General features: G+C 63.8%; 26 protein-coding genes. 19 read left to right on the top strand and 7 right to left on the bottom strand.

Annotated elements, in window-relative coordinates; genetic code table 11:
• Positions 1-13: 13 nt before the first annotated feature.
• From C8N32_RS09425 to ectA, 3 genes are read right to left on the bottom strand one after another with little or no spacing between them, the layout of a single operon-like run.
• Complete coding sequence (locus tag C8N32_RS09425; RefSeq protein ID WP_107892741.1) at positions 14-409, bottom strand: ectoine synthase; 396 nt, start codon at positions 407-409, stop codon at positions 14-16.
• A 4-nt stretch (positions 410-413) separates the two neighbouring features.
• The gene (gene ectB / locus C8N32_RS09420; protein ID WP_107892740.1) at positions 414-1,703 is read right to left on the bottom strand and encodes a diaminobutyrate--2-oxoglutarate transaminase; all 1,290 of its coding nucleotides are present in this window, start codon (positions 1,701-1,703) and stop codon (positions 414-416) included.
• A 28-nt stretch (positions 1,704-1,731) separates the two neighbouring features.
• Positions 1,732-2,241: a diaminobutyrate acetyltransferase gene (ectA, locus tag C8N32_RS09415; protein WP_107892739.1), complete on the bottom strand. Its 510-nt coding sequence runs from the start codon at positions 2,239-2,241 to the stop codon at positions 1,732-1,734.
• Positions 2,242-2,489: 248 nt separating this feature from the next.
• Here ectA and C8N32_RS09410 point away from each other — a divergent pair, with 248 nt between their 5' ends.
• From C8N32_RS09410 to C8N32_RS09380, 7 genes are all read left to right on the top strand, one after another.
• Complete coding sequence (locus C8N32_RS09410) at positions 2,490-2,990, top strand: MarR family winged helix-turn-helix transcriptional regulator (RefSeq protein ID WP_244905912.1); 501 nt, start codon at positions 2,490-2,492, stop codon at positions 2,988-2,990.
• A gap of 83 nt (positions 2,991-3,073) precedes the next feature.
• Complete coding sequence (locus C8N32_RS09405; protein ID WP_107892737.1) at positions 3,074-3,703, top strand: ATP-dependent Clp protease proteolytic subunit; 630 nt, start codon at positions 3,074-3,076, stop codon at positions 3,701-3,703.
• Between the two features lie 118 nt (positions 3,704-3,821).
• On the top strand, positions 3,822-5,081 hold the full coding sequence (clpX, locus tag C8N32_RS09400; RefSeq protein ID WP_107892736.1) for an ATP-dependent Clp protease ATP-binding subunit ClpX: 1,260 nt from the start codon (positions 3,822-3,824) through the stop codon (positions 5,079-5,081).
• A gap of 3 nt (positions 5,082-5,084) precedes the next feature.
• Positions 5,085-5,462, top strand: coding sequence for a RidA family protein (locus tag C8N32_RS09395; protein WP_107892735.1), 378 nt, complete (start codon positions 5,085-5,087; stop codon positions 5,460-5,462).
• A 73-nt stretch (positions 5,463-5,535) separates the two neighbouring features.
• Positions 5,536-6,819 (top strand): DUF3422 family protein, encoded by a 1,284-nt coding sequence (locus tag C8N32_RS09390; protein WP_107892734.1) that lies wholly within the window; start codon positions 5,536-5,538, stop codon positions 6,817-6,819.
• Positions 6,820-6,833: 14 nt separating this feature from the next.
• A complete protein-coding gene (gene argE / locus C8N32_RS09385; RefSeq protein WP_107892733.1) occupies positions 6,834-8,000 on the top strand; it encodes an acetylornithine deacetylase in 1,167 nt (388 codons plus the stop codon).
• 12 nt (positions 8,001-8,012) lie between these two features.
• Complete coding sequence (locus tag C8N32_RS09380; RefSeq protein ID WP_107892732.1) at positions 8,013-8,750, top strand: glutamine amidotransferase; 738 nt, start codon at positions 8,013-8,015, stop codon at positions 8,748-8,750.
• On the opposite strand, the gene C8N32_RS09375 is transcribed toward C8N32_RS09380, so the two are convergent.
• Positions 8,738-9,808 (bottom strand): YeeE/YedE family protein, encoded by a 1,071-nt coding sequence (locus C8N32_RS09375; RefSeq protein ID WP_107892731.1) that lies wholly within the window; start codon positions 9,806-9,808, stop codon positions 8,738-8,740. The two genes, C8N32_RS09380 and C8N32_RS09375, sit on opposite strands and share 13 nt — an antisense overlap.
• 118 nt (positions 9,809-9,926) lie before the next feature.
• Between C8N32_RS09375 and C8N32_RS09370 the strand changes: the two genes are divergently transcribed.
• The 9 genes from C8N32_RS09370 to C8N32_RS09330 all read left to right on the top strand — a co-directional run bounded on the left by C8N32_RS09370 (position 9,927) and on the right by C8N32_RS09330 (position 17,722).
• Entirely contained in the window at positions 9,927-11,156 is a 1,230-nt protein-coding gene (locus tag C8N32_RS09370; RefSeq protein WP_207186987.1) for an MFS transporter, read from the top strand.
• A 51-nt stretch (positions 11,157-11,207) separates the two neighbouring features.
• Positions 11,208-11,858 (top strand): peptide-methionine (S)-S-oxide reductase MsrA, encoded by a 651-nt coding sequence (gene msrA / locus C8N32_RS09365; RefSeq protein ID WP_107892729.1) that lies wholly within the window; start codon positions 11,208-11,210, stop codon positions 11,856-11,858.
• Positions 11,859-11,910: 52 nt separating this feature from the next.
• Positions 11,911-12,780 carry a 50S ribosomal protein L11 methyltransferase gene (locus C8N32_RS09360; protein WP_107892728.1) on the top strand — a complete coding sequence of 290 codons (870 nt, stop codon included), beginning with the start codon at positions 11,911-11,913 and terminating at the stop codon, positions 12,778-12,780.
• Positions 12,781-12,868: 88 nt separating this feature from the next.
• Positions 12,869-13,375, top strand: coding sequence for a crossover junction endodeoxyribonuclease RuvC (gene ruvC / locus C8N32_RS09355; protein WP_107892727.1), 507 nt, complete (start codon positions 12,869-12,871; stop codon positions 13,373-13,375).
• Positions 13,372-14,025: a Holliday junction branch migration protein RuvA gene (gene ruvA, locus C8N32_RS09350; protein ID WP_107892726.1), complete on the top strand. Its 654-nt coding sequence runs from the start codon at positions 13,372-13,374 to the stop codon at positions 14,023-14,025. Before ruvC ends, ruvA begins: the two co-directional genes overlap by 4 nt.
• A gap of 3 nt (positions 14,026-14,028) precedes the next feature.
• Positions 14,029-15,057 (top strand): Holliday junction branch migration DNA helicase RuvB, encoded by a 1,029-nt coding sequence (gene ruvB, locus C8N32_RS09345; protein WP_107892725.1) that lies wholly within the window; start codon positions 14,029-14,031, stop codon positions 15,055-15,057.
• Positions 15,058-15,375: 318 nt separating this feature from the next.
• Positions 15,376-16,002 carry a hypothetical protein gene (locus C8N32_RS09340; RefSeq protein WP_107892724.1) on the top strand — a complete coding sequence of 209 codons (627 nt, stop codon included), beginning with the start codon at positions 15,376-15,378 and terminating at the stop codon, positions 16,000-16,002.
• A gap of 398 nt (positions 16,003-16,400) precedes the next feature.
• The gene (rpoH, locus tag C8N32_RS09335) at positions 16,401-17,294 is read left to right on the top strand and encodes an RNA polymerase sigma factor RpoH (protein WP_107892723.1); all 894 of its coding nucleotides are present in this window, start codon (positions 16,401-16,403) and stop codon (positions 17,292-17,294) included.
• A gap of 119 nt (positions 17,295-17,413) precedes the next feature.
• Entirely contained in the window at positions 17,414-17,722 is a 309-nt protein-coding gene (locus tag C8N32_RS09330) for a DUF4389 domain-containing protein (protein WP_107892722.1), read from the top strand.
• Between the two features lie 41 nt (positions 17,723-17,763).
• On the opposite strand, the gene C8N32_RS09325 is transcribed toward C8N32_RS09330, so the two are convergent.
• The 3 genes from C8N32_RS09325 to C8N32_RS09315 all read right to left on the bottom strand — a co-directional run bounded on the left by C8N32_RS09325 (position 17,764) and on the right by C8N32_RS09315 (position 20,878).
• Positions 17,764-19,584: a M3 family oligoendopeptidase gene (locus C8N32_RS09325; RefSeq protein WP_107892721.1), complete on the bottom strand. Its 1,821-nt coding sequence runs from the start codon at positions 19,582-19,584 to the stop codon at positions 17,764-17,766.
• A gap of 70 nt (positions 19,585-19,654) precedes the next feature.
• Positions 19,655-20,584 (bottom strand): alpha/beta fold hydrolase, encoded by a 930-nt coding sequence (locus C8N32_RS09320; RefSeq protein WP_107892720.1) that lies wholly within the window; start codon positions 20,582-20,584, stop codon positions 19,655-19,657.
• The gene (locus C8N32_RS09315) at positions 20,585-20,878 is read right to left on the bottom strand and encodes an SCP2 sterol-binding domain-containing protein (protein WP_107892719.1); all 294 of its coding nucleotides are present in this window, start codon (positions 20,876-20,878) and stop codon (positions 20,585-20,587) included. It lies immediately after the preceding gene.
• A gap of 57 nt (positions 20,879-20,935) precedes the next feature.
• On the opposite strand from C8N32_RS09315, the gene C8N32_RS09310 reads away from it, so the two are divergent.
• Genes C8N32_RS09310 through C8N32_RS09300 form a run of 3 tightly spaced genes read left to right on the top strand, consistent with a single transcriptional unit; the run spans position 20,936 to position 24,628 of the window.
• Positions 20,936-21,487 carry a tetratricopeptide repeat protein gene (locus tag C8N32_RS09310; RefSeq protein ID WP_242509589.1) on the top strand — a complete coding sequence of 184 codons (552 nt, stop codon included), beginning with the start codon at positions 20,936-20,938 and terminating at the stop codon, positions 21,485-21,487.
• 21 nt (positions 21,488-21,508) lie between these two features.
• A complete protein-coding gene (locus C8N32_RS09305; RefSeq protein WP_107892718.1) occupies positions 21,509-24,259 on the top strand; it encodes a helicase-related protein in 2,751 nt (916 codons plus the stop codon).
• 15 nt (positions 24,260-24,274) lie between these two features.
• Positions 24,275-24,628, top strand: a complete 354-nt coding sequence (locus tag C8N32_RS09300; RefSeq protein ID WP_107892809.1) for an RNA-binding S4 domain-containing protein — start codon at positions 24,275-24,277, stop codon at positions 24,626-24,628.
• Positions 24,629-24,661 lie beyond the last annotated feature (33 nt).

Below are 24,661 nucleotides of genomic sequence, written 5' to 3'. Positions count from 1 at the left end.
CTTCTGTTGGGGGTCAGTCGGCCAGAGCGTCTGCCGGGGCGTAGGAGCCGTCGGCGCGGTGAACCTCTTTGCCGGTCACGGGCGGGTTGAAGCAGCAGGCCATCACCAGGTCTTCGTCGGCGCGCAGGGTGTGGTGATCGTGCTGATCCAGCGCGTACATCACGCCCGGGCGAATCGGGTAGGTCTCGCCGGTGGCGAGGTCGGTGATCGCACCGCTGCCGGACATGCAGTAGACGCTTTCGAAATGATGTTTGTAGTGGAACGTGTGCTCGGACCCGGCCCGGAGTGTCGTGACATGGAAGGAAAAGCCCATCCCGTCATCGGCCAGCAGCATGCGCACGGAGGTCCACCGGGCATCGGCGACCGCGCGGTCGGTGTCCTTGAGTTTGTGAAAATCACGTACGATCATCGGCTTACTCCGCTGCGAAGGCAAAAGGGGGGAGGGACTCCACCGCGCTTTCGAGGATGTCGAGACCTTCCCGGAACTGGTCCATCGGGATGGTCAGTGGGGCGAGAACCTTTACCACCTCGTCCTCGGCCCCCGAGGTTTCGATGATCAGGCCGTCGTCGAAGCATTTCGCGCAGATTCTTCCCGCCAGGTCCCCGCTGCCGACATCGACGCCCCGCATCATGCCCCGGCCTTTGACTCGTGCGCCCGGCAGACGCTCCGCGATGCGGTGCAGGCGCTCTTCCAGAACCTGCGATTTCAGCGCGATCTCGTTGCGCAGGCGGTCGTCGGCCCAGAACTTCTCCAGGGCGACGCGGGCGGTCACGAAGGCATGGGTGTTGCCCCGGAAGGTGCCGTTATGCTCGGCCGGTTTCCAGATATCGTGCGCGGGCTTGATGAGCAGACAGGCAAAGGGCAGCCCGAAGCCCGAAAGCGATTTGGCCAGGGTGACCATGTCGGGTTCGACCCCCATGCCGTCGAAGCTGAAGAAGCTGCCGCTGCGGCCGATCCCGGCCTGGATATCGTCTATGATCAGAAGCGCGCCGTTTTCGCGGGCGATGCGGGCCACGCCCTGTAGCCAGTCCGTCGAGGCGGCGTTCAGCCCGCCTTCGCCCTGCACCAGTTCCACGACGAAGGCGGCGGGCGGTTCGACCCCCGAGGACGGGTTGGTCAGCAGCATCTCGATCATCTGGAGCGTATCGACATCCTCGCCCAGTGCGTTCTCGTATGGCATGCGCGTGACGTCGCCCAGGGACACCCCGCCGGCGCCGGCGCGCTTGCTTTCGTTGCCGGTCAGCGCCAGTGCGCCCAGCGTCATGCCGTGGAACCCGTTGGTAAAGGAAACCACGTTCGTGCGCCCCGTCACCTTGCGGGCCAGCTTGATCGCGGCCTCCACCGCGTTGGTCCCGGTGGGTCCGGTCATCATCACCTTGTGGCCCATGCCGCGCGGGGTCAGGATGTGGCGTTCGAACGCTTCCAGGAATGCGGCCTTGGCATTGGTATGCAGGTCCAGCCCATGGGCAATGCCGTCACGGGAGATGTGGTCGATCAGCGCGGCTTTCATGTCCGGGTCGTTGTGGCCGTAATTGAGGGACGAACATCCGGAAAGAAAGTCGATGAAATCCCGACCGTCGATGTCGGTCAGGATGCTGCCCTGCGCCGTGTCGAAGACCACCGGGAAGGCGCGGCAATAGCTGCGCGCGGCGGATTCGCGACGGGTGAAAACGTCGGTTTCAGCTGTCTTGGCAGTCGACATGAAAAAGCCCTATCGGTTGCGAAAAGGTTCAGGCCGCTTTGGCCAGCGGCTGTGTCAGGGTGATGGTCACCATGTGCTCGGTGGCGTGGGCGCCGTCGAAATGCCGGTTCCGCGTGAAGTGGGGGGCGTCGGAGAGCGTCGCGCCAAGGCGGCGCGCAAGGCCACGAAACAACCCCCAGGAGGGCGCGTTGTCCGGCGTGATGGTGGTTTGCAGGCGGGTGACATCCGCGCAGGCGCCGCGCGCCAGCAATTCGCCCAGCATCCTGCGCCCCAGGCCCATGCCGCGGGCTTTCGCAGACACCGCAACCTGCCAGACGAACAGTGTGTCGGGCCGGGTGGGCGGGATGTATCCCGAGACCCAGCCAACGACATCACCGCCCATCTCCGCCAGGACGCAGGTTTCGGCAAAATGATCGCATTGAAGCAGGTTGCAGTACATCGAGTTTTCGTCCAGCGGCTTGCAATCGCGCACGAGAGACCAGACGGCGTGGCCATCCGAGGCGTGGGGGGGGCGCAGGCGGAGAGTCGAAACGGTCATCTGGCGTCCTGTTTCCGGGTTGGTTGAGGAGGATATATACTTAGCCTTACAAAACTTCAATAGACAAAGCAAAAAGCTTAAATTTATAAGTAAAGCCGCCTTTAAATGAATAATAAAAGCTTGATGTGGAAAGCATTGCGAGGAGTTTGGGTAAATTTTATTTAGTTAAACAAATAAAAATTTGACCTGTGGGCCTTGCCCGGCGGCGGTTTTGATGAGAACGGTGCCTGATCCCCATGGAGGTGGACGTGAAACGCTCTGATGTCAGCCTGATCGCTCTGCGCCGGATCTTGCGTGCGACGGAACTCTACGGTCGGGAACTGGCCCGCGCCGCGGGCCTGACCCCGGTGCAGATCCGGGTTTTGCAGATCGTCTCCGAAACCGGGCGCAGTACGCCCAAGGCGCTTTCCGCGCGGATGGGGGTCTCCCAGGCCACCATGACCACGCTGATCGACCGGCTGGTGGCCAAGGCGCTGGTGGAGCGCCACCGCTCCGAAACCGACCGCCGGCAGATGAATATCCTGATCACCGCCGCCGGGGAGGCGGCGCTGGAGCGTGCGCCGGACCCGCTTCAGGATCGGTATGTCGAGGCGTTCGATGCGCTGCCGGACTGGGAGCAGGCGATGATCGTCGCCGCGCTGGAACGGGTTGCCGGGTTGCTGGACGCAGGCCATCTGGACGTGGCGCCGGTTCTCGACATGGGCGATATCCGCAAGTCCCCGGCCGCCGACCAGGAGAAAGCGCAGTGATTCACTTGCAGGTCTGCGGGCGCCCAACTAAGACTCGGGCAAACAACGGGGCGTGCGCCCTGCAAACACACAGGCGGGAACCCATGAACGATCCATACGAGTTCTACATGAACAACCTTGTCCCCATGGTGGTTGAGCAAACCTCCCGCGGGGAGCGAGCCTACGATATTTTTTCACGCCTGCTCAAGGAGCGGATCATCTTCATCACCGGGCCGGTTCACGACGGCATGTCCAGCCTGATCGTGGCGCAGTTGCTGCACCTGGAGGCGGAAAACCCGACCAAGGATATTTCCATGTATATCAACAGCCCGGGCGGCGTCGTGACCTCGGGCCTGTCGATCTACGATACGATGCAGTACATCAAGCCCAAGGTTTCCACGCTGGTCGTGGGCCAGGCCGCCTCGATGGGGTCGCTTCTGCTGGCGGCGGGGGAGCCGGGCATGCGCTTTTCGCTGCCCAACTCGCGCATCATGGTGCACCAGCCTTCGGGCGGCTATCAGGGGCAGGCAACGGATATCATGATCCATGCGCAGGAGACGCAGAAGTTGAAGGACCGGCTGAACCAGATTTATGTGCGTCACACCGGGCAGGATCTGCAAACCGTCGTGGATGCGCTGGAGCGGGACAATTTCATGGATGCCGAGGCTGCCAGGGCATGGGGCCTGATCGATGAGATCGTGGAGAGCCGCGCCAAGGTCGAGGACGACAAGTAAGAAGACGACAAGTAACATGCGGGACCGGCGGTAATTTTGCGTTGTGCCCGCCCCATACCTGCCCTACGCTGGGCGGAAATTTTGAAACCGGACCCGGGCGAAGGCCCAAAGGATTGAGATGGCGAATAACTCAGGCAGCGATTCGAAGAATACGCTTTACTGCTCGTTCTGCGGCAAGAGCCAGCATGAGGTTCGCAAACTGATCGCCGGGCCGACGGTGTTCATCTGCGATGAATGCGTCGAACTGTGTATGGATATCATCCGGGAAGAGACCAAGACCACCGGGCTGAAATCTTCCGAAGGGGTGCCGACGCCCAAGGAAATCTGCGATGTTCTCGACGATTACGTGATCGGACAGGAACATGCCAAGCGGGTTTTGTCGGTTGCGGTGCACAACCATTACAAGCGGCTCAACCACGCGTCGAAAACGGATATCGAACTGTCGAAATCCAACATCCTGCTGATCGGACCCACGGGCTGCGGCAAGACGTTGCTGGCGCAGACGCTGGCGCGGATTCTCGACGTGCCCTTTACCATGGCCGACGCCACGACCCTGACCGAGGCCGGGTATGTCGGCGAGGATGTCGAGAACATCATCCTCAAGCTGCTTCAGGCCAGCGAATACAACGTGGAACGTGCCCAGCGCGGGATCGTTTACATCGACGAGGTGGACAAGATCACCCGCAAGTCGGACAATCCCTCGATCACCCGCGACGTGTCGGGGGAAGGCGTTCAGCAGGCGCTTTTGAAGATCATGGAAGGCACCGTGGCATCCGTGCCGCCGCAAGGGGGGCGCAAGCACCCCCAGCAGGAATTTCTTCAGGTGGATACCACCAACATCCTCTTCATCTGCGGGGGGGCGTTCGCCGGGCTTGAGAAAATCATCGCCCAGCGGGGCAAGGGGTCGGCCATCGGGTTCGGTGCCGACGTCAAGGAGAACGACACCCGCGGGGTCGGGGAAATGTTTCGCGAACTGGAGCCGGAAGACCTGCTGAAGTTCGGCCTGATCCCTGAATTCGTCGGACGCCTTCCGGTGATCGCCACCTTGCAGGACCTTGACGAGGAGGCGCTGGTCACCATTCTGACGGAGCCCAAGAACGCGCTGGTCAAGCAGTATCAGCGTTTGTTCGAACTGGAAGACACACAACTGACCTTTACCGAAGATGCGCTGAACGCGATCGCCAAGCGTGCCATCGCGCGCAAGACCGGGGCGCGTGGACTGCGTTCGATCATGGAGGATATCCTGCTCGACACGATGTTCGATCTTCCCGGAATGGACAAGGTCGAGGAAGTCGTCGTCAACGAGGAGGCCGTCACCGCCGCCGCCGCGCCGCTGATGATCTATGCCGACCAGAAAAAGGAAGGTGCCGCAGGTTAAGCCATGCGGGTATCGTCCGGGTCTCCGTTCGAGGACAAGATCGGCTATTCCCGCGCTGTTTTGTGCGACGGGTGGATTTTTGTCGCCGGGACAACGGGCTATGACTACGCGACCATGACGATGCCGGGGCCGGTCACCGCCCAGTGTTCCAACGCCCTGGCCACCATCGGCGCGGCTCTGCAGAGAGTGGGCGCATCGCTCGATGACGTGGTGCGGGTGCGTTACATCCTGCCCGATCCCGCAGACTGGCCCGCGTGCTGGCCGATCGTGCGGGAGGCTTTTGCCCGCGCCCGGCCGGCGGCCACGATGATTTCGGCTGGTTTGCAGGCACCGGAGATGAAAATCGAGATCGAAGTGACCGCGCGCCGTCCTCTGTCGTGACATTGGCGGCCTGTCACGTTTACAATTCGAAACTATGCGCTAGGACTTGGGAACCAGGCAAAGGCGAGGTTCCATGAGTCCCATCCAAGACCACCCGCTGCGTTACCTCCTGACGAACGAGTTGCACGCCCGTCCGTTCCCGGAGCTTGAGGTGCCGTGCCACGCGGCCTATCTGGCGATCAAGCAACCGAAGGATGCCGTGAACCGGGACCGTGACGCGGACCGCGCCCATCTTCTGGATTTGCTGGACAGGTTCGGCGCACAGCACCCGCATCCCGGCGCCAACCATTTCTTCGGGCGCATGGGGCGGCACAAGATCAAGTGGGAATCCCACAGTGAGTTTGTCACCTACACGATTTTCACCACCGGTGTTGCGGAGCGCCCCTTCGATCCGGCGGCGTTTGAGGTGTTTCCTGACGACTGGCTTGAGAAGACGCCGGGGACACGCCTGACCTCGGGGCTTTTGCGGGTTGAGCAGCTTGCCGGAGACAATGACAATATCGAACAGAAGCTCTCGCGCTGGTTCGTCCCCGATGGGCTGGCCTCGTCGCGGGTGCTCGATGATGGCGCGGTGATGGCCAGCGATTTTCGTATCGACAGTGCCGGGCATGTGCGCTTTGCCCTGTTCGTGCGGCCCAACTCCAGCGGGCGCCGTGTGGGCCGGATGGTTCAGCGCCTAACCGAGATCGAGACCTACAAGGCGATGTCGATGCTGGCCCTGCCGCGGGCGCGTGAGTTGAACGCGCGCATGGGGCAACTGGATGCGGAACTGACGGAACTCGTGGGTGAGATGAACGCCGGTCGCCGTCATCCGGAGGCGACATTGAAAAACCTGCTGTCGATTTCCGCCGAACTGGAAAGCCTGCTGGCGCAATCGGCGGTCCGCTTTTCCGCGACTTCGGCCTATGCGGCACTGGTGGATCAGCGGATCGACCTGATGCGGGAGCAACGCTTCGAGGGGCGCCAGACCTTTCGCGAATTCATGATGCGCCGCTATGACCCGGCGATGCGCACCGTTCAGGCAACCGAGACCCAGCTTCAGGCCATGACGGAGCGGACTGCCCGCGCCGCCAACCTGCTGCGGACCCAGGTGGACGTGGAACGTTCGGCCCAGAACCAGCAGCTTCTGGAGGGAATGAACAAGCGGGCTGAGTTGCAATTGCGCCTGCAACGCACGGTCGAGGGGCTTTCGGTCGTGGCGATCAGCTATTACGCGGTCAGCCTCGTGGCATATATGGTCTACCCTCTGGCCAGCGGGCTTTCGATCAGCAAGGGGATGCTGACGGCACTTTTGACCCCGCTGGTGGTTCTGGCCGTGTGGTATATGATCCGCCGGATACGTCGTGAAATCGAATGAAGCCAAGGGGGAAGATGGCCCGCATTCTGACACCGCGTGAGTTGCTTGAGCGGCTCGTGGCTTTCCCGACGGTCAGCCGGGACAGCAACCTGCCCTTGGTGGACTGGGTGCAGGACTACCTTGAGGGGCACGGGATCGGCGTGACCCGCGTTCCCGATGCCACTGGTGCGAAGGCCAGCCTTTATGCTCATGCGGGGCCGGCCTGCGCCGGGGCGATCCTGCTTTCGGGGCACAGCGACGTCGTGCCCGTGGATGGACAGCACTGGACGACCGATCCGTGGCGGCTGAGCGAGAGGGAGGGGCGCCTTTACGGTCGCGGCACCTGCGATATGAAAGGATTCGATGCGCTCGCGCTCTGGGCACTGGTCGAGGCTCAGCGCCGCGGTGTGTCCCGGCCGCTGCAATTCGCGCTGAGCCATGACGAGGAGGTCGGCTGCCTTGGCGCGCCCGAGATGATCGCCCACATGGCCGCCCATGATTTTCCCCGTGCACAGGCGGTGATCGTCGGGGAGCCGTCGATGATGCAGGTGGTCACGGGCCACAAGGGCAGCATGGGGTTCGACCTGCATTTTCGCGGTTATGAGGTCCACAGTTCAATTCCGCACAAGGGGGTTTCCGCGATCATGGAGGCCGCGCGCCTGATCGGCTGGGCCAACCGGATCAACGACGAAAACGCGGCCCACGCACCCCAGGGGGCGGATACCCATTTCGACCCGCCCTGGACGACGCTTCATGTCGGTGAGATCCGCGGCGGCACGGCCCACAACATTACCGCCGCCGAGTGTCGGCTGCTGCTGGATTTCCGCTGTGTGCCCGGCGATACGCTGGAAGGCTGGCGCGACGCGCTGGCCGAGGAGGTCCGCCACCTTGCCGATGCGATGCAGGCGGTCCGCCCCGAAGCCGGGATAGAAATGACGGAGAGTTTCATGTTGCCGGCTTTGCGGCCCGAAGAGAACGGCGCCGCCGAGGCCCTGGCCCGGCGGCTCACGGGGGACAACGCGGTGCATGTGGTCAGTTACGGGACCGAGGCGGGGCAGTTTCAGGATGGCGGCTTTTCCGTTGTCGTCTGCGGCCCGGGCAGCATCGCGCAGGCTCACCAGCCCGACGAATACCTTTCCCTTGACCAGTTCCACGCCGGGCAGGCATTGATGGAGCGCCTGCTGGTTGAATTGCAGGCCTGAACGGAGATCCTCTTGCGTCCCTTCCTGATCTTGCAGCTTCGTCCCGAGACCGAAGCCTCGGATGATGAATTTGCCGCAATTCTTTCCAAGGGGGGGCTGAGTGCCGGGCAGGCGCATCGCATCCGGCTGGACCAGGCCCCGGTGCCGGCGGATCTGCGGCTTGAGGAATATTCCGGCGTGATTGTCGGGGGCGGGCCGGGCTGTGTCTCTGACCCGGTGGCGGAGAAAAGCCCGCTGGAGCGGCAGATAGAGAATTCCGCCCTGGCCCTGATGCCCCGGATCACCGGGCGGGATTTTCCTTTCATGGGGTGCTGTTACGGCATCGGTGTGCTGGCCCATCATCTTGGCGCGGAAGTGGCCAAGCACCGGTATGGCGAACCCGTGGGCACGACCTGTTGCCGCCTGACCGAAGCGGGGCGCGCCGATCCGCTGCTGGCGGGTTTTCCCGACCGGTTCGATGCTTTCGTCGGGCACAAGGAGGCCGTTCAACACCTGCCCGAGGGGTGCGCGCATCTGCTGTCATCGCCAACCTGCCCCTACCAGATGATCCGCTTCGGGCAGAACGTTTATGCCACCCAGTTCCACCCGGAGGCGGACAGCGCCGGGTTCGAAACCCGCATCCGGATTTATCGCCACAAGTGTTATTTCCGGCCAGAGGACGCCGACGCCCTGATTGCGCTGTGCCGATCTGCCGACGTGACCTGGCCGGAGCGCCTTTTGCGCAATTTCGTGCGCCGCTACGCGCGGTAACCCAAGCCGGAGGAGGCAGGCTGGTCGATCAGCAGGTCGGTCAGGACCGCGCCGATCCACATGCACAACAGCGCCACCCATGCCGTCGCCACGAAGATCGATCCGCCGGTTACGCCCGCGCCGATCGCGCAGCCCCCCGCCAGCATCCCGCCAAATCCCATCAGCGCCGCGCCGATCATCGCCTTGCGCATGTTTACCTCGCTTTCGAACCCCTGAAAGCGCAGGTCGCCGCCCGCCAGCGCGGCGAGGAAGGCACCAAGGAAAACGCCCACCACCAGGCCGATATCGAACTCCAGAACCGCGCTGCGGTCGAGGAAGAACATCAGCATGTTCGCCGATGGCCCGGTAAAGGTAATGCTTTCGATCTGCACTGGCTCAAAGGCGACTTGCGACAGTTGGAAGGTCAGAACCCAGCCCGCCGCGACGGCAAACCCGACACCTGCGCCAAAGACCAGTTTGCGCGCGCTGATGCGGTTCATGCGTGCCAGCGTCAGCGCCGCAATTGCCAGCCCCAGCCCGAGCGCCAGCCCCGTCCCCCCTGGCAGGCCAAGGGCGCCCAGCAGGTCCAGGTTCTTGCCGCCCGGCGTGATCCACAGCGCCGCCAGCTTGTCCCGCAAGGGGGAGAGCCAGCCATGCAGGCTCATCTGTCCGACCACCGCGAAAATCAGCCCGGAGACGACCGACCGCAGGTTTCCCGTGGCCGCCAGCACCAGGAGCCGCCCGGAGCACCCGCGTGCCAATACCATGCCGATGCCGAACAAAAGCCCCCCGATGATCGCGCCCGACCAGGACCCGGTGACGGCCATCATCCGCGCCTCGCTGCCCCGCATGAGCCCGGCAAGCTCTGCCGCCTGAACCCAGACCAGCGCGGTGGAGAAAGTCAGCAGCCATACCGACATTCGCGGCCCGAGCTTGCCGCGGGCGAATTCCACCGTCGCCGCGCGCAGGCAAAAAGCCGACCGTTGCGCCGCGACCCCAAAGATCGCCCCGGCGATCAGTCCGAACAGCGCGGCGGCGGGGGCTTCGCCATAAAGCTCTACGAGAGGCAGGATGTCCATGCAGTTTTCCTGGTCGCAATTTATTGGTGCTGCAACAGATTCGCCGACCATACCTTGATCCAGGTCAGGATTTCAGTTTGCACTCGCCACTAGGTGGAAATCGGCGTAAAGGGCGATCATGCGGATCGTTCCCCTCGCACAGGCCCAGGATTTGCCGCGCTGGCGGCGCCCGGTGACGCTTCTGTTCCTGATGGCCTTCGCCATGCCGGTGGCTTTCGCGACGTGGTCGGCGCTTCTCAACAATTTCGTCATCGAGGCCGCGGGTTTCACCGGGGTGGAGATCGGCTGGCTGCACAGTGTGCGTGAGGTGCCGGGGTTTCTGGCCGTTGGAGTGATCGCGCTGATCATTTTTATCCGTGAACAGGTGCTGGGGCTCATCTCCCTTCTGATGCTGGGGCTGGCGACGGCGGTGACCGCGTGGTTTCCCAGCCTGGGCGGGCTGCTGGCGGTGACGCTGCTCAGCTCCATCGGGTTTCATTACTACGAGACGGTCAACCAGTCCCTTCAACTCCAGTGGATCGAAAAGGACCGCGCACCCCAGACGCTGGGCTGGTTGGTGGCGGCGGGATCGGCGGCGTCGCTGCTGGCCTACGGGGCGCTGGTGGCAACGTGGCAGGCCTTCGATTTGTCGTACAATACCGTTTATCTTGCGGCGGGCGGGTTCACTGCGGCGGTTGCCCTGTTTTGCCTTTTGGCTTTTCCGCAGTTCGAGTCCCCGAACCCGCAGGTCAAGCGGCTGTTTCTGCGGCGGCGGTACTGGCTGTATTACCTGTTGCAGTTCATGTCCGGGGCGCGGCGGCAGATCTTCGTCGTATTCGCGGCCTTCATGATGGTGGAGCGATTCGGCTTCGAGGTTCACGAAGTCACGGCGCTGTTTCTTGTCAACTTTCTGGCCAACATGGCCTTTGCGCCGCTGATGGGGAAAGCGGTGGCGCGTTGGGGGGAGCGTCGCGCGCTGGCGTTTGAATATGTCGGGCTGGTCGTCGTGTTCCTTGCTTATGGCGGCGTCTATTACTTTGGCTGGGGGGTGGCGCTGGCGGCGGCGTTGTACGTGATCGACCATCTGTTCTTTGCGCTGGCCTTTGCGCTGAAGACCTATTTCCAGAAGATTGCCGATCCGCGCGACATTGCGCCCACGGCCGCGGTCGCCTTTACCATCAATCATATCGCGGCGGTGTTTCTGCCCGCGGCGCTGGGGTATTTGTGGGTGCGTTCGCCGGGCGGGGTGTTTTTGCTGGCGGCGTGCATGGCGGCAGGGTCTTTGATTCTGGCGCTGATGATCCCGCGCCACCCGGAGCCCGGAAACGAAACCGTGTTTTCCGGCCTTGCCGCTGCCCCGGCGGAGTAGGCGCGCGCCGCCCGCGCCCTATATCCTGCTGCGGACAGAACGGAGCAGGACATGTTTTCCCTTTTCAACCGCAAGACCGATATGGTGACCCCGGACGAGGCGTTGCCGGGTCGAGAAACGCCCATTCCCACCGCGCAGACCCATTTCGTATTCGACCGGCCGCTGAAAGGGGCGGCCCCCGAAGGGTTCGGGCAGGCGATGTTTGGTATGGGGTGCTTCTGGGGGGTGGAGCGGCGGTTCTGGTCCTTGCCCGGTGTGTGGATGACGGCGGCGGGGTATGCCGGAGGCTACACGCCCAACCCGACCTATGAGGAAGTCTGTACCGGCCGGACGGGTCACAATGAGGTGGTGCATCTTGTCTTTGACCCGGCGCGGATCGATTATGGCGATTTATTGCAGAGCTTTTGGGACGGTCATGACCCGACTCAGGGGATGCGGCAGGGCAATGACCGGGGCACGCAGTACCGATCCGGGATTTATACTTTCACGGCAGCCCAGCGGGAACAGGCCGAAGCCACCCGCGCCGCGTTTGTCCCCCGCTTGCGGGCCGCCGGGTTCGGGGCGATCACGACCGAAATCTGCCGCGCGCCGCAATTCTACTATGCCGAAGCATACCATCAGCAATATCTCGCGAAGAATCCGGGCGGCTATTGCGGCCTGGGCGGGACCGGCGTGGCCTGCCCGGCGGGGGCCGGTGCTTGACGCGGCCGGGGCAGGGAGGTATCGCCGCCCTGACCTCTGACAGGAGCCCGCCATGCCCACCTTCACTGCCCTGACGACCCTGCCCGGCAAGGAAGCCGCCGAGGGGCTTGGCGCCGCGATGGAAAGCCTGACCCCGCAGCCCACCGGCGTTGGCGTGTTCGAGATCGAGGATGGGGCGGGCTTGTGGGAAGTGGGTGGGTATTTCACCGAACGCCCTGACGCGGCAGGTCTTGCGCTGCTGGCTTCGATCCACGGGGCGAAGGACTTTGTCATTTCCGAACTGCCCGAGGTGGACTGGGTCGCCAAGGTCAAGCGGGAGCTTTGCCCGGTCGAGGCGGGACGGTTTTTCGTTTACGGCAGCCACGATGCGGACAAGGTTCCGCAGGGCAAGATCGCCCTGTTGATGGAGGCGGCAATGGCTTTCGGCACTGGCCACCATGGCACCACGCAAGGGTGCCTTCGGGCGCTGGACCGGTTGGCCGATGCAAGGTTTTCTCCCGGCGGCGTGGCGGATATCGGCTGTGGCACTGCCGTTCTGGCGATGGCGGCGGCGCGCTTGTGGCCCGGAACCATGATCGCCAGCGATATCGACCCCGTCGCGGTTGAGGTCGCCCGCGCCAATGCCGCGAGCAACGGGTTGGAGGGGCGGATCGCATGTCTGGAGGCGACCGGATTCGATCACCCCGAGATTGCCGCCTCCGGCCCTTTTGACCTTGTGTTCGCGAATATTCTCAAGGCCCCCCTGATCGGTCTGGCCCCGGATATGGCGGCCCACCTCACACCGGGGGGCTACGCTGTTCTTTCGGGCCTTTTGAACGAACAGGCCGCTGACGTGCTGGCCGCCTATGCAGAAAACGGGCTGGTCCCCGACCATCACGAGGAAATCGGCGAATGGACGACCCTGACCCTGCGCAAGGCATGAGACCTTGATGGAAGTTGCAGGATTGACACTGGCCGGTGTTCGCTTTTTGTGCTAGTGCGTCGGAAAAGCAACAAGACCAGGGGCAGACATGCGGGTTTTGGGAATCGACCCTGGATTGCGCAATCTCGGTTGGGGCGTGATCGACGCAAACGGGTCGCGCCTGTCCCATGTTGCCAACGGTATCCTGCACCCCAAGGGTGAAGCCCTGCCGGAGCGGTTGCTGTCCCTGCATGATCAACTGGTTGATATCGTTTCCCTTTATGCGCCGCAGGCCGCGGCGGTGGAGCAGACATTCGTGAACAAGGATGGCGCCGGAACGCTGAAGCTGGGGCAAGCGCGGGGAATCGCGCTGCTGGTTCCGGCCCGTGCGGGGCTGACGGTGGGGGAATATGCCCCGAACGCGGTCAAGAAAACCATCGTGGGTGTCGGGCATGCGGACAAGGCGCAGATTGCCCATATGGTGCGGCTGCAATTGCCGGGGGTCAGGATTGCCGGGGCCGATGCGGCGGATGCGCTGGCCATCGCGCTGTGCCACGCGTATCATGTGCAGGGGGTGGGGCGCCTGGCCGCCGCCATCGGGAGGGCGGGCGCATGATCGGCAAGCTGTCCGGGCGTCTGGATCACCGGGCCGCGGATCACGTTCTGATTGACGTCGGCGGGGTCGGGTACATCGTTCATGTGTCTGAGCGTACTCTGGCGGCGCTGCCCGGGGTGGGGGAGGCGATCGCTCTTTATACCGATTTGCTGGTGCGGGAGGATCTGTTGCAGCTTTATGGCTTTCTCACGCTGCTGGAGCGTGAGTGGCACCGGCTGTTGATGAGCGTGCAGGGTATCGGGGCGAAAGCCTCCATGGCCATCCTGGGCACACTGGGGGCGGAAGGCGTGGGCCGCGCCATTGCCCTGGGCGACTGGGCGGCGATCAAGGCCGCGCCGGGCGTGGGGCCGAAGATCGCCCAGCGCGTGGTCAATGAACTGAAGGACAAGGCCCCCGGCGTGATGGCGCTGGGCGGTACGGTACAGGCCACGGGTCCTGCCCCTGCCGCGCCTGCGATGGTGTCTGCCCCTGTTCCGGGGCGCGTCTCTTCGGCTTCGGCACAGGCGGAGGCGCTTTCGGCCCTTGGCAATCTCGGCTATGGCCCGTCCGAGGCCGCGCAGGCCGTGGCGCAGGCCGCCGGGGAGGCGCCCGAGGCCGAGACCCCCGCGCTGATCCGGGCGGCGCTGAAACTTCTGGCCCCGAAAGGCTAGGCGATGACCGAACCGGACCCGACCCTGCGCCCCGAAAAACGGCCCGAGGATGCCGACCGCGCCCTGCGCCCGCAGGTGCTGGAGGAGTTCATCGGCCAGGCCGAGGCCCGAGCCAACCTGCGGGTGTTCATCGAAAGCGCGCGCAGGCGGGGCGAAGCGATGGATCACACTCTGTTCCATGGTCCGCCGGGGCTGGGGAAGACCACGCTCGCACAGATCATGGCGCGCGAGCTTGGGGTGAATTTCCGCATGACTTCCGGCCCGGTTCTGGCCAAGGCGGGGGATCTGGCGGCGATCCTGACCAATCTCGACTCCCGCGATGTGCTGTTCATTGATGAAATTCACCGGCTGAATCCCGTCGTGGAGGAGGTGCTCTACCCCGCTATGGAGGATTTCGAACTGGACCTCGTGATTGGCGAAGGCCCCGCCGCACGCACCGTGCGGATCGAGTTGCAGCCCTTCACGCTGGTCGGGGCGACGACGCGTCTGGGCCTGTTGACAACGCCCTTGCGCGACCGGTTCGGCATCCCCACGCGGTTGCAGTTTTACACGGTGCCGGAGCTGGAGCAGATCGTTTTGCGCGGGGCGCGGCTTTTAGGGGTGCCCGCCGACCCGGATGGCGTGCGTGAGATCGCGCGGCGCGCCCGCGGCACGCCCCGTATCGCCGGGCGGTTGCTGCGCCGGGTCGTGGACTTCGCGCTGGTGGAGGGGGATGGCCAGATCACCCTCAGCCTGGCAGACGGGGCGCTGACCCGGCTGGGCGTGGACGGCATGGGGCTGGACGGGGCGGACAGGCGCTACCTTGGCCTGATTGCCGAAAACTATGGCGGCGGTCCTGTAGGAATCGAAACCATCGCCGCGGCCCTGTCTGAATCCCGTGATGCGCTGGAGGAGGTGATCGAACCCTACCTTCTGCAACAGGGACTGATACAGCGCACCCCGCGCGGACGGATGCTGGCGGCCAAGGCCTGGGCGCATCTTGGTCTGCCCGCGCCGCGCCCGCCGGGGCAGGGTGCGTTGTTCGAAGACTGAAGAGGGGTCTGATGCGAGGCAAGGCCCTGGACCGGCTTCGGGCCGAAGCGTCCGAAGAAGGGCGGGGTCCCGCCCGCGCGCGGCGCCGACCGCGCCACCGGTTTTCACCGGGGCAAAGGGGCCGGAGATCTGTGCGCAGGCGCCGCCGCGCCCCTGAGGTGCACGGGGCAGGGCGCGCCGCGCCGGTGTCCCCCCTGCAAGGCTACGGGGGGGCGAACCGGTCGACCTTCCGGGGAGTTTGCGGATATTCGCGGATTGGCAGAAAGTGAACCCTGGCGCGGCGTGCGTTTGCAAGTGGGCCCGGTACCCGGAGGAAAAATGACCCCGAAAAACATTGAATCCCTGTTCACCCGTGCCGACGGGCAATACCTGTTCGCCCGCTGGGGGCGCCCCATCGCGCCCGTCGTCTTCGGTGTTGCCGACGAAACTCTGAAAACAGTAAAGGGTGCGGTAGAGGCTGTCGTGGCGTTGGCTGCCCACAAGATGACCGAGACCGACCCGGAACTGGGGGCGAACCTGATGATGTTCTTTATCCGGGACTGGGAAGAACTGATCGCGGTTCCGAACATGGATCATCTCGTGCCGGATCTCGTTTCACGGGTCGCGCGGTTGCGCGAAGTGGGGGCGACACAGTACCGGTTTTTCCGCTTCGATGAGGCCGGTGCGATCAAGGCGGCTTTTGTGTTCATTCGCATGGATGCCGCGCTGGCTGCCTTGCCGGCGGAGGAAATCGCCTTGGCGCAGGCGGTTCAGGTGGTTCTGCTATGGTCCGAGACGGCTTTTTCCGGGACCAGCGCCCTTGGCCGTCTTGCCGATGGAACGGTCGTCTTGCGTCCCGATATCGCTGCCGTGATCCGGGCCGCCTATGATCCGGCAATGCCACCGGTGGCCCGAGATCCCGGCCACGCCCTGCGCCTGTTCGCCCGGGTGGAGCGAGCGGGATGAGTGACCCATTGCCCAATCCGCCGGAAAAGCCGGGCAGGATCGGTGCCGATGCCGGCGCCCGGTCCTGGTGGGACCGTGAAAGCAGGTGGAAGACCCTGCGTCACAGCAGGGCGCTGTCTGTGTCGCGATGGATGGGGGGCACCTGCGGCATCTGTTTGCGGATTCTGGCTGTGGTGCGGATCGATCGCGTGAGGTCATTGAAGAAGGCGCGCGCGCTGTCATGTTCTGCCCCCAGGTCCCAGCCCGGCCCATGGCCCGATTTGTTGGGACCCCTTCACAATTCGGGAAATTCGACGGAAGTTTTCATACCTGCCGTTTAACCGTCGAATCATGCGACTTGAAACGGGTCGGATTGGACATATATTCTGACCAAAACAGTGGAGCATATCGGAACGTTTATGAACAGCTACGCCAATCTTCCCGCCCCGTCTCCGGAACAGGGTCTCAATCGGTACTTGCAGGAGATTCGCAAATTCCCGCTTCTGGAGCCGGAGGAAGAATACATGCTGGCCAAGCGGTGGGTGGATCATCAGGATACCGAGGCGGCGCACCGCCTGGTCACGTCGCATCTGCGGCTGGCGGCGAAAATTGCCATGGGCTATCGCGGCTATGGCCTGCCCCAGGGGGAGGTTATCTCCGAGGCCAATGTCGGCCTGATGCAGGCGGTCAAGCGGTTCGACCCGGAAAAAGGCTTTCGCCTTGCGACCTACGCGATGTGGTGGATTCGCGCCAGCATCCAGGAATATATCCTGCGGTCCTGGAGCCTTGTGAAACTGGGCACCACCAGCGCGCAAAAGAAGCTGTTCTTCAATCTGCGCAAGGCCAAGGCCCGGATCGGTGCATTGGAGGATGGCGACCTGCGCCCGGAAAACGTGCGCCGGATCGCCCATGATCTGAACGTCTCCGAGGATGAGGTCATCGCCATGAACCGCCGGCTCAGCGGGGGGGATGCGTCGCTCAACGCCACGATCGGCAGCGACGACGACAGTGCCGCCCAGTGGCAGGACTGGCTGGAGGACGAAACCGCCGACCCGGCCCGCGCCTATGCCGAGCAGGACGAGTTGCAAAACCGCCGCGAGATGCTGATGGAGGCGATGGATGTGCTCAACGATCGTGAGAAGGACATTCTGATGCAGCGCCGCCTGAAGGAAAATCCGGTGACATTGGAAGACCTGTCCGGCGTCTATGACGTCAGCCGGGAACGAATCCGCCAGATCGAGGTGCGCGCCTTTGAAAAGTTGCAAAAGCGGATGAAGGACATCGCGCGTGAGCGCGGGCTTTTGGCCGGATAATGCAGACCTTTCCCGCAGGCGTGACACATGGACCCGAAGGGTTGTATCCGTGCGCTCCGACTTCCATCTGAGGTAGCATAGCCAGGCCGGAATGTCCGGCTTTGCCAGAGAGGTGCAAGATGTCCGACGTAACCAACGACCAATCTCAACCCACTCCGCAACCCCAGTCTGCCGAGGGCCGGGACCCGCGCAAGGCAGTCTGGTTCCGGGGGCTTTGGATGCTTGTCCTGTTGATCCTGTTCTCCGTGGCCCAGACGCTGCTGGTCATTACGGCCGTGTTGCAGTTCGCGTGGATGCTGTTTACGCGCAAGCACAACGAGAACATCGCCGATTTCGGCGAAAAACTTGGGAACTGGATGGCCATGAATGCCCGTTTCCAGGCCGTCTCCGGTGAGGAAAAGCCTTTCCCCTGGAGTGAGTGGAAATAGCAGGACCGCGCTGCTGCCCCTTGCGGGGCAGCAGGCCTGTTTCAGCTTTCCAGGGCTTCAAGCTCGTCTATCATCGAGGCAATCATGCCCAGCCCCTTGTCCCAGAAGGCCGGGTCGCTGGCATCAAGGCCGAAGGGTTCCAGAAGCGCCTTGTGGTGCTTTGATCCCCCCGCCCGGAGCATCTCGAAATACTTGTCCTGAAAACCTTCGCCCTGTTCCCGGTAAACGGCGTAAAGCGCGTTCACCAACCCATCGCCGAAAGCATAAGCATAAACGTAGAAGGGTGAGTGCACGAAGTGCGGAATGTAGGCCCAGAATGTTTCGTACCCGTCCATGAAGTTGAAGACCGGGCCAAGGCTTTCGGCCTGCACGCTCATCCACAGGGCGTTGATGTTCTCGGGGGTGAGTTCTCCGCCGCGCCGGGCCTCGTGCAGTTTACACTCGAAGTCGTAAAAGGCGATCTGTCGAACGACGGTGTTGATCATGTCCTCCACCTTGCCGGCCAGCAGGGTCTTGCGCTCCTGCGGGGTGCGTGCACCGTCCAGCAGCTTTCGGAAGGTCAGCATCTCGCCGAATACGCTGGCGGTTTCAGCCAGCGTCAGCGGCGTGGAGGAAAGCAGTTCCCCCTGACCGGCGGCCAGAACCTGGTGTACACCATGGCCCAGTTCATGGGCCAGGGTCATCACGTCCCGCGGCTTGCCCAGGTAGTTGAGCATCACGTAGGGGTGTACTTCGGTGACCGTGGGGTGGGCGAAGGCGCCAGGGGCTTTGCCGGGCTTTACAGCGGCATCGATCCAGCCCTTGTCGAAGAATGGTGCGGCAATTTCGGCCATTCGGGGGGAAAACCCGGCATAAGCCTCCAGAACGGTCTGTTTCGCGCCATCCCAATCCACGGTTTTCGCGGGTTCGATGGGCAGGGGGGCGTTGCGATCCCAGATTTCCAGTTTGTCCAGCCCCAGCCAGCGGGCTTTCAGCGCGTAGTAGCGGTGGGACAGGCGGGGATAGGCGGCGACCACGGCGTTGCGCAGGGCTTCGACGACTTCGGGCTCCACGTGGTTGGACAGATGGCGGCTCGTTTGCGGGGTTGGCATGCCACGCCAGCGGTCTTCGATTTCCTTCTCCTTGGCCAGCGTGTTGTGAACGCGGGCGAAGGTCTTGACGTTTTCACCGAAGACGCGGGCCAGTTCACGGGCGGCGGTTTCCCGATGCGCGCGGTCATGGTCGGTCAGCAGGTTCAGCGTGCCTTCGAGGTTCAGATCCTCCCCGTGCACATCGAAACTCAGCCCCGCGATGGTTTCGTCGAACAGCTTGTTCCACGCCGAGGCGCCGACGACCGATTGATCGTGCAGGAATTTCTCCAGTTCGTCCGAAAGCTGATAGGGGCGCATGGCGCGCATGCGCTCGAAGACCGGTCTGTAACGCGCCAGCTCCGTGCTGGCGGTGAACAGCGCGGTCAAGTGATCGTCGGGCAGGCGGTTGATTTCGAGACTGAAGAACACCAGCGGCGTGGTATGGGCGGTAATCTTGTCCTGGCAGTCGGAGAGGAACTTGGCGCGCCCGGCGTCGGTGGTGTTCTGGTAGTAGCGCAGCCCCGCGAAGGACATGATGCGCCCGGCAACCACGTCGATCCGTTCGTAGCGATGCACGCAGTCCAGCATTGCCGCCGCGTCGAGGGTTTTCAGCTTGCCCTCGTAATCGGCTGCGAAGCTGGCGCAGGCGGTTTCCAGCCATGCCATGTCGCGGGTCAGTTCGGGGGCATCGGGGGCGGTGTAAAGATCGCTCAGATCCCATTCGGGCAAATCGCCCAGCCCCCCGGAACCGGCGTTGGCATCGAAGACGGGCATCGGGGGGGTGAAACGCATGGGAAACCTCTTTTTACTGTTCCCCACAAATATGGGGCAGGGCGGCAGCGCCGCAAGGCGTGTTCCGGGGTCAGGTCTGGGCGCCGAACAGGGCGGCCGTTTCGTCGAACACCGTCGCACGGGTGGCGGGCGTGTCCATCATCGGCTCGTGCTTGACGCCGGGCAGGAAATGGAGCCGCCCGCCGGGCCAGCGGCGCATGCGGTTGCGGATTGCGCCAGGGCTGACAATGGTTTCCGCGCCGCCAAGAAACGTCAGCGCGGGCAGACCTGGAGAGGGCAGGCGGGACAGCGCCCGCCCCTCGCGCAGGGCCTCGTGCAGCCAGCCGAGGCTGGGCCCGGCCAGGGCCAGCTCCGGGCAGTCGCGGATATGGCTGCGCAGCCACGCATACATATCCGGGTCGTTGGTGAGGGCGTTGTCATCGAAGGCAATGTCCGTGACATAGCTTTCCCCCGCCGTGCCGGGCGCAAAGCGTGCGCCAAGTCCCAGCGCCCGGCTGCCTGCGCTCAACCCCCATGCGACTGGCCACAGGAAGGGTGGGAAGCGGATGTCCCACATCGGCGCGCTGAAGGTCGCGGCCCGAACAGGCAGCCCGGTCGTGAGGGCCCGCAGCCCGATCGCCCCGCCCATCGAGTGGGCCAGCAGAAACAGGGGCTGGCCGATGCCGAGATCCGCCACCGCGTCCATCAGGGCGGTGACGTCGCGCTGATAATCTGCAAAGCTCTCGACATGGCCGACCGTCCCGTTCGGCAACAATCGGTCCGCCAGACCCTGCCCGCGCCAGTCGAGGGTGACGGTGGAAAACCCGCGCGCGCCAAGCTCCAGCGCGGCGGGTCCGTATTTTTCAATATATTCGGTGCGGCCGGGAAACAGCAGTACCGTACCTTTTGCGCCGCCGGGCCAGTACGCCATGCGCAGGCGTACGTCGTCTTGGGCCCGCAACCAGAAGGCCGCGCCGCTTTCGGGGCCGTTGGCCAGGCTATGAAGCGGCGCGGGCTCCATTCATCCCAGCGCCGCGCCCAGCTTCATTGCCAGCCCCATGTCGCCATCGACCGAGAGCTTGCCGGTCATGAAGGCCGAAGTCGGGTTCACGTCGCCGTCCAGCATGCCGCGGAACGTGTCCGTGTCGGCGGTCAGGGTCACATCGGCCGGGTCGTCCCCGGTCGCTGCACGGGCCCCGTTTTCATCAATGATCACGGCGCCTTCGCCGCTGATGACGAACTTGGCGAGACCGTCGAACCCACCTTCCATCTTTGCGTTCAGGGCCTCGACGGCCTTCTCGATTACCTCGCTCATGGGCGCTCCTTCCTGGGGTTTAGACTTTGCCCGATTCCGGGTTACTATACGTGTGTTATGAGGATTTGGGCGAGTCATCTCAATCGTGCCCTTGCGGCAGTGCTGGCGTCGGGGCTGGGCGGACCGGCGGGTGCGGTTCCGCTTGAAGAACTGATGGAGGAACTCGCCCGTCCGGACCTTCCCAACTGGCGGCAGGTCGAGGCCCGGATTCGCGACCGCTGGAGGGCGTCCGGGTCCCCGGCGATGGATCTGTTGCTGACCCGGGGCCGAAGCGCGCTGGAAGCGGGCGACACCCAGGCCGCGCTGGCGCATTTGAGCGCCCTGACAGACCATGCCCCGGATTTCGCCGAGGGTTTCAACGCCCGTGCGCTGGCCTGGTATCGGGCCGGGTATTACGGCCCGGCGATGGCCGACCTGCACCGAAGCCTGACGCTCAACCCCCGGCATTTCGGGGCGCTGTCCGGGCTTGCGGCGATTCTGGAGGAAACGGGCCAGACCGCCCGTGCGCTGGAGGTGTTTCGCGCCGCGCGTGCTATACATCCCCACGATCCTGATCTAGAAGCCGCCGTGGCGCGGCTGGAAAGAGAGCTTTCCGGCCTGCCGCTTTGAGGACGCGGGCGAGGGGCGGAAATGCAACGGAACGGGCGGATCGCCGCGGTCCTGGGGCCGACCAACACCGGCAAGACCCATTACGCGATCGACCGGATGCTGGCCTGTCGTACCGGTGTGATCGGTTTGCCACTGCGGCTGCTGGCGCGGGAGGTTTATGACAAGATCGTCCGCCTGCGCGGGCCATCGGTGGTGGCGCTGGTGACCGGAGAGGAACGCATCGTGCCGCCCCGTACGCAGTACTGGGTTTGCACCGTTGAGGCGATGCCTGTCGGCACAGGGGCGGATTTTCTGGCCGTGGATGAGATTCAGCTTTGCGGCGATCCGGAGCGCGGCCATGTCTTTACCGACAGGCTTCTCAATGCCCGCGGCCGGCACGAGACCTTGTTTCTAGGTGCCGATACCATGCGCGCGGCCATCGCCGCGCTGGTTCCGGGTGTGGTGTTCGTGCGGCGGGAAAGATTCTCGGAACTCGTCTATGGCGGGTCGAAGAAAATCAGCCGGATGCCGGCACGCTCGGCTGTCGTGGGGTTTTCGGGCGATGGCGTCTACGCCATGGCGGAACTCATCCGCCGGCAAAAGGGTGGCTGTGCGGTTGTGATGGGCGCGCTGAGCCCGCGGACGCGGAATGCGCAAGTGGCATTGTACCAGAACGGGGATGTCGATTACCTCGTCGCCACCGATGCCATCGGGATGGGGCTGAACCTCGATATCCGGCATGTCGCGTTCTCGTCGCTGACCAAATTCGACGGTCGCCGCATGCGCCCCCTGTTTCCGCATGAGATAGGGCAGATTGCCGGTCGTGCCGGACGACATACCGCGCCGGGCAGCTTTGGTGTCACCGGCGCGGCCCCGCCGATGGAGGACAGCCTGGCGGAGGCCATCATGACCCATCGCTTCGCCCCCCTGAGTCGGCTGCAATGGCGGAATGCGCGGCTGGATTTTGCCAGCCCTGAGCGGCTGATTGCCACGCTGGAGGCACCGGCGGAGGGCGAATGGCTGACCCGCGTGCGTGAAGCCGATGACCTGACCGCACTCAAATCTCTTGCCGCGATGGCGGAGATCCGCGCATGCGTGACGGGGCCGCGTGCGGTGCAAATGCTTTGGGATGTTTGTCGAATCCCGGATTTCCGCGGGGTTTCCGCGGCAGAGCACGCGGGGCTTTTGGCGCGGATCTTCGGCTTTCTCAGCGGGCCGGGCCAGGTGCCCGACGACTGGCTGGCCCGGCAGGTGCACCGGATCGACCGGACAGATGGCGACATTGACATACTGTCGAAACGTTTGGCCTATATCCGGACCTGGACATATGTCGCACAGCGCACGGGTTGGGTTGGCGATGAATCTCATTGGCGCGGCGAGACCCGCGCGGTAGAAGACCGCTTGTCCGATGCGTTGCACGCGGCGCTGACAAAACGATTTGTTGACCGGCGCACTTCGGTTCTGTTGCGCAGGTTGAAACAGAAGGAGGGCCTTGTGGCCGAGGTGAACGACAAGGGTGAAGTGACGGTCGAAGGACAATTCGTCGGCCGTCTGGAGGGGTTCCGCTTCCGCCAGGATGCCAGCGCCGGCGCCGAGGAGGCCAAGACCCTGCGACAGGCCAGTATCGCCGCGCTTGCGCCGGAGTTTCACCTGCGCGCGGACAGGTTCTACAACGCCCCCGACACGGAACTGGATTTCACCGAGCAGGGTGGCCTCATGTGGGGCGAGAATGCCGTTGGCAAACTGACTGCCGGGGCGGATCCGCTTCGGCCCGTTGTCAAGGCCTTCGTTGATGAAGAGGCCGGGGCGGACGTGGCCGAAAAGGTACAGCGCCGGTTGCAGCACTTCATGGATCGCCGTGTCGCGACCCTGTTTGAGCCGCTTGTCGGTCTTCAGAAGGACGAGACTCTGACCGGCCTCGCCCGCGGCTTTGCCTTCCGCATGGTGGAAAATTTCGGGATCATTCCGCGCGATCGCGTCGCCGCCGAGGTAAAGGAGCTGGACCAGGATGCCCGTGGCGCCCTGCGCAAGCATGGTATCCGCTTTGGGCAGTTCACGGTTTTCATGCCGCTTTTGCTTAAACCGGCGCCGACCCGGCTGCGGCTGGTGCTCTGGTCGCTTTCAAAAGATCTCCAGGAATTTCCCGAAGCGCCACCGGCGGGTCTTGTGACCATTCCCATGATCGAAGGGGTGCCCGAGGGATGCGTGACCTTGTCCGGGTATCGTGAAGCGGGCGCGCGGGCTATCCGTATCGACATGCTGGAACGCCTGGCCGATCTGCTGCGTGCGGAAGACAGCCGGGCTGGGTTTGAGGCTAAGCCCGACATGCTGTCGATCACCGGCATGACACTGGAACAGTTCGCCGACCTGATGCAGGGGCTTGGCTACAAGGCCGAGCGGGGGGAGCGCCCCAAGCCGTGCGTCGTGCCGGATCCCCCCGCCGGAGACGTGGCGGGCGAAACGGAGACCCAAACGCCCTTGCCGTCCGTGCCCGGCGAAACGCCGGCGGAGGCCGCGACCGAGACGGCCGTGCCCGCCGAAGTCGCCGACCCGGCCGAAGTGCAGGACGAGGTCTTCTATACCTTCACCTGGGCGCCCCGTCGCCGGGGAGGAGGCCAGCGTCCGCGCGATGACGGCAAGGGCCGCAAGGGCAAACCCAAGCCGCAGGGGAAAAGACCTCCTTCGCGGGACAAGGCCAAGACCTTCGAGGCACGCCCTCCGCGCCGGGAAAAGCCGATCGACCCGGATAATCCTTTTGCTGCGGCCCTGATGGGGTTGCGTAAAAAAGGGTAAGGCTTGGACGTCCGGGTGCGGTTGGACAAATGGCTGTGGCAGGCTCGTTTTTTCAAGAGCCGCAGCCTGTCGGCCAAGGCCGTTTCCCGGGGTCACATGCGCGTCAATTCCGTCAGAACGGACAAGCCCGCACATCGTGTGGGGGTGGGGGATACGTTGACCTTTCCCCAAGGTCGGGTGATACGTGTCGTACGCGTTTTGGCCTTGGGGGAGCGGCGTGGTCCGTCCCCCGAGGCCAGGATGCTTTACGAAGATCTGACCACGGCTCAAGAGACATCGCCTTCCGTGCCGCGCTACGATGGAGGAGGGCGCCCGACAAAGAAAGATCGACGCAGGATGGAGCAAACCGGAAAAGCCCGGCTTGAATGATCGGCCCGGCTGTTCTAGCAACACCTGCAATCC

The organism is Rhodovulum imhoffii (assembly GCF_003046545.1).
Lineage (GTDB): Bacteria > Pseudomonadota > Alphaproteobacteria > Rhodobacterales > Rhodobacteraceae > Rhodovulum > Rhodovulum imhoffii.
Note: the sequence above shows the minus strand (reverse complement) of the source record. Positions and strands in the feature narration are given on the sequence as shown.